This window comes from Streptomyces cyaneofuscatus (assembly GCF_000718135.1).
GTDB classification, from domain to species: Bacteria; Actinomycetota; Actinomycetes; order Streptomycetales; family Streptomycetaceae; genus Streptomyces; species Streptomyces cyaneofuscatus.
On record NZ_JOEM01000046.1, the window covers coordinates 1 to 4,497 of the forward strand.

At 73.5% G+C, this 4,497-nt stretch carries 4 protein-coding genes; all 4 read right to left on the reverse strand.

Translation table 11 applies throughout. From position 1 onward, the window contains the following. Positions 1-124 precede the first annotated feature (124 nt). Positions 125-421, reverse strand: coding sequence for an acyl carrier protein (locus IF17_RS0135615; RefSeq protein WP_030575335.1), 297 nt, complete (start codon positions 419-421; stop codon positions 125-127). Between the two features lie 62 nt (positions 422-483). Then, complete coding sequence (locus tag IF17_RS0135620) at positions 484-1,500, reverse strand: threonine ammonia-lyase (RefSeq protein WP_030575336.1); 1,017 nt, start codon at positions 1,498-1,500, stop codon at positions 484-486. After that, a complete protein-coding gene (locus IF17_RS0135625) occupies positions 1,497-3,032 on the reverse strand; it encodes an amino acid adenylation domain-containing protein (RefSeq protein ID WP_030575337.1) in 1,536 nt (511 codons plus the stop codon). The genes IF17_RS0135620 and IF17_RS0135625 overlap by 4 nt, the downstream gene beginning before the upstream one ends. Then, a partial coding sequence (locus IF17_RS0135630; protein ID WP_032773118.1) for a lantibiotic dehydratase occupies positions 3,026-4,497 on the reverse strand: 1,472 nt, incomplete at its 5' end. The genes IF17_RS0135630 and IF17_RS0135625, both read right to left, overlap by 7 nt.

Sequence of the window (4,497 nt, forward strand, 5' to 3'; positions counted from 1 at the left end):
GTCCGCATACACCGACACATCCACCGGAGCCAGATCCAACACACCCCCCACCGGAAAACCCGGCCCACGCAACGAGAACTGCTCCCACAACCGCCAACGGCGGCCCAGCAGCAGCGCGCCGTCGTCACTCATGGGTCGCACCCGCCGGGAGGTCGGCGAGTTCCTCGGCGACGACCTCGGCCAGTTCGGCGGGGGTCGGGTAGGTGAAGACGAGGGCGATGGCGATCTCCGTGCCGACCGCCTCCTGGATGCGCCCGGTGATCTGGAAGGCCGTCAGCGAGTCGCCGCCGGACTCGAAGAAGTCGGCCTGCTCGTCGAGGCCTTCGTTGGCCAGCGCCTCCTGGTAGAGGACGGTGATGAGTTCGGTCAGCCCGGCGACGCTCCGGAGGTCGCGCGCGAGGGTCTGGTCCTGGACGGTCATGGTGACTCCTTCGGGTAGGGAGGAAGTGATGTCGGAAGCAGCGGAGTGGACGGGGACGGGCGTCACGACAGGACGGAGACAGGAGGGGCGGGGAACGGCGGAGCCTGATCGGCCGCGCCCCTCCCGACCTCCACCCCCATGGCGGCCAGCGCGGACGGCGAGTTGCCGCCGGAGACCACCACGGCCGTACGCCCGTGGAAGCCGCGCCGGAGCGCGCCGGCCAGGGCCACGCTGCCGCTCGGTTCGGCGGGCAGGCCGGCCCGGTGCAGCAGCTCCATGGCCCGGAGGACCTCGTCGTCCCCCACGGCGATCAGCTCGTCGACCCGTCCCCGGACGATGGGAAAGGTGATCTCGCCGGGCCGCTGGCCGCGCAGCCCGTCGGCGACGGTCCTCGACGCGGGCAGCTCGACCGGGTTCCCGGCCGCGAGCGACACGGCGTAGCGGCGCGCCTCCTGGGGTTCCACGCCGATGACGCGCGGAGGGCGCACGCCGAGACCGGCCGCGAGGCAGCAGCCCGCCAGCAGTCCGCCGCCGCCGACCGGGACGAAGAGCAGATCGAGGTCGGGCGCCTCCTCCAGGATCTCCAGGGCGACGGTGCCCTGGCCCGCGATGACCCGCTCGTCGTCGGAGGAGTGCACCAACAGCGCGCCGGTCTCCGCCGCCAGCCGCCGGGCCAGCTGGTCGCGGGCGGCCACACCGCCGTCCGCCGTCACCACCCGGGCGCCCAGCCGGCGGATGGCGTCGGCCTTCTCCCGGCCGGCTCCCGCGGCCATCACCACGGTGGCCGCGGCGCCGGTCCGGCGCGCCAGCGCGGCCACGGCGATGCCGTGGTTGCCGGAGGACCCGGCGACCACGGCCGCGGTGTCCCGGCCCAGGAGCGCGTTGGCGGCGCCCCTGGCCTTGAACGAACCGCCCCGTTGCAGGTGTTCGGCCTTGAGCAGCACCCCGCGGAGCCCGGCCTCCGCCAGTCCCGGCAGTGCGTCGGCGGCCAGCAGAGGCGTTCGGCGGACCGGGCCGCGGATCCGTTCGGCGGCCGCCCGTACGTCCCCCGCTCCGAGGCGGGTTCCGGCGGCGGTCATGGTGTGCGGTCCGGGACCGGGGCGGCGGTGCGGCGCAGGGCCGCCCGGTCCGTCTTGCCCGTACGGGTGGTGGGCAGCCGCTCGATGCGGTGGAACCTGCGGGGCATCATGTGCGGCGGCAGGACCGTCGCAAGGTGCCGGCGCAGCTCCGCGTCGGTCACCTCGTCGAGGGGGCCGGTGACATGGGCGTACAGGAACACCCGCCCCTGCTCGTCCGGTTCGGCCGTGACCACGGCGCCGGTGACGCGGGGGTGGCCGAGCAGGACGCCCTCGATCTCGGCCGGGTCGACCCGGTAGCCCCGGATCTTCACCTGCCGGTCGGAGCGGCCCAGGTACTCCAGGACGCCGTCCTCACCGGCCCGTGCCAGGTCTCCGGTGCGGTAGGCGCGGGCGCCCGGTGGTCCCCCGGGGTCGGGGCGGAAGCGGTCGGCGGTGAGGCCGGGACGTCCCAGGTAGCCGCGCGCCACGCCGATGCCGCCGAGGACGATCTCACCGGTGCCGCCCGGGGGCACCTCGTCACCGCCGGGGCCGGTCAGCCGGACCGTCATCCCGTCGATGGGTGTCCCGACCAGGTCGCGGGTGGTGTCGGGTTCGGGGGGCACCGCGTAACGGGTGGCGGTCATGGTGCATTCGGTGGGGCCGTACTGGTTGACCAGGCTGCCGGGCAGCAGGCGGCGCGCACCGGAGCGGAGGAAGGGCAGCAGCGACTCCCCGCTGGTCACGACGAGGCGCAGTCCACGCAGATGTTCCTCGGCCAGGTCCTGCTGGGCCAGGAAGGTGAGGAAGGACGGGGTGACGCTCAGCAGGGTGTTGACGCCTTCGCGGCGCAGGGTCTCCGCGAAGCTGTCGGCGCGCAGCAGGGTGCCGCGTTCCGCCAGGACCACGGTGCCGCCGGCGACCAGGGGGGCGAAGGTGTCGCGGATGGAGGCGTCGTAGCCGAGGGGTGCGACCTGGAGCGCCACGGTGTCGGGGCCCAGGCCGTAGTCCCGGGCGATGAACCCGAGGTACGAGTCGAGGCCCGCGCGCTCGATCAGTACGGTGTTGGGGGTGCCGGTGGAGCCGGAGGTGTGGCTGACGTAGGCGAGCTGCCGACCGGAGCCCGCGGGCGTACCGCCCGGCGGGCCCCAACCGCCCGGTCCGTCCGGCTCTCCGACGTCGTCGAGGTCGATCACCGGCCCGTCGACGGTCAGCCCCGTCCTCTCCCGCACCGCGCTCCGGGTGATCAGGACGGTGGCGCCGCCGCTGCGGACCATGGCGGCAAGCCGGGGCGGCGGCTGGGTCACGTCCAGCGTGAGGAAGGCTCCTCGGGCGCGGAGGACGGCCGCCACCGCCACCACGCTCTCCGGGCCCGGTTCCAGGGCCAGGGCGCAGACCCGCTCGGGTCCGACCCCGTGGGCGGTCAGCAGGCGGGCCAGCCGGTCGATCCAGGTGTCGAGCTGCCGGTAGCCGACGCTGCGGCCGGGGGCGCTCAGCGCGGTGGCGTCCGGGGTGCGCGCGGCGTGGTCCCGGATGGCGTCGAGGAGGCTCACCATGAGGGGACGCCTCCCTGCTGGTGTTCCTGGTCGACGGCGACGAAGCGGAGTTCGGAGGTGTAGGTGTTGCCCCGGTCGTCGGTCAGCCACGCGTGCTCGGGGCTGGGCAGCATCTCCGTGATCGTGAGCTTCGCCTCCGGATCCTTCCGTGCCAGCCGACGAGCGGCCTTGGCCAGGATGTTCACGTACACCGGAGCGTCGAAATCCACATAGAACGGACGCGGCTCCGTCGGCGACACCACGAACACATACCGCGGCAACCCCCGCTCACCTCGCCAGTTCCGCGCCCGCACATACCGCCGGGCCTCACTCTTCTCCTCCGCGAACCCCAGATCTCCACCCGTGAACCGCCACGACTCACGACTCACGACCAGCTTGTCCACCATCACCCGCGGCACATGATCCGCGTCGGGGCGCAGGGCGAAGCGGTCCATGACGCGGTTGGTCAGGGCGTGGCTGAAGACGTCGAGCACGTCGAACTCGCTGCCGTCGGGCAGGACGGCGGTCAGCCGGCCGTCGCGGTCGGTCACCGTGACGTCGGCGCTGAGTACGGTGCGGTCCCGGTGCGGGTCGCTGGTGTGTTCGGCGATGGCGACGAAGTAGTCCTCCGGGCGGTCCAGGGCGGGGCGGCTGCGGGCCGACCACTTCAGCGGCAGTTCCTTGGGCAGCATCGGCATCAGCCGGGGCCCGGGGAAGTCGCGGTCGGTCTCGGCGATCAGCTCCTCGACGGCGGGGTGCTGGTTGACGAAGAGGGAGGCGGCGACGGTGTTCATGGCGATGTGCAGTTCGCCGAGGACGAGTTCGAAGTCGCCCCGTTCGACGGCGGCGGCGTCCTTGGCCATGATGAGCACGTCGGGGCTCACATAGCGGGAGAGCGACCAGCCGTCGCGCGGTCCGTCGAACTCCTCGTGGACCCGGTCGGCGATGTCCGCGGAGGACAGCTGTACGCGGCGTGCGCCTTCCGGGGCGTCGATGATCCGGGCCCAGCGCTCGCGCAGTTCGGCACCGATCCGGTCGGCCTCCGGCATGGACGCGGCGTGCGGGGCGGGCAGGCAGGCGAACCAGAGCGAGGCGAGGTCGGTGGTGGGCCGGTCGCCGCGCACCTGGTCGAAGCTCTGCCGGATGTGCGCGCGCATGGACTCCGCGTACCGGCTGGTCAGCCAGCCCACGGCCGTCAGGCACAGGGAGAGCGGGGTGAGTTCGTCCAGGACGGCGGGGCTGAGCCGGGCGGTGGCGGAGCGCCGGGTGTCGGAGTAGACGAGCGACCGGTTCGGAGCCGTCCGACTGCCCTTGGCACGCTGCGAGGCGGTGTCGGTGATCCGGGTGAAGTCCTCCTCCAGCGCCGCCAGCGCCTCGCACAACGCCTCCGCGTCACGCCCGGCCGCCTCCACCCGCTCACGGCGCAGCTCCCGGTCCGGACGCGCACCCGAAGGCACCTCCAACCGCCAGCTCACCCACCGACGAC

Excerpts from the sequence above, each read along its gene's own strand:
- IF17_RS0135615 (WP_030575335.1), bottom strand. The coding sequence starts at position 421 with ATGACCGTCCAGGACCAGACCCTCGCGCGCGACCTCCGGAGCGTCGCC.
- IF17_RS0135620 (WP_030575336.1), bottom strand. The coding sequence starts at position 1,500 with ATGACCGCCGCCGGAACCCGCCTCGGAGCGGGGGACGTACGGGCGGCC.
- IF17_RS0135625 (WP_030575337.1), bottom strand. The coding sequence starts at position 3,032 with ATGGTGAGCCTCCTCGACGCCATCCGGGACCACGCCGCGCGCACCCCG.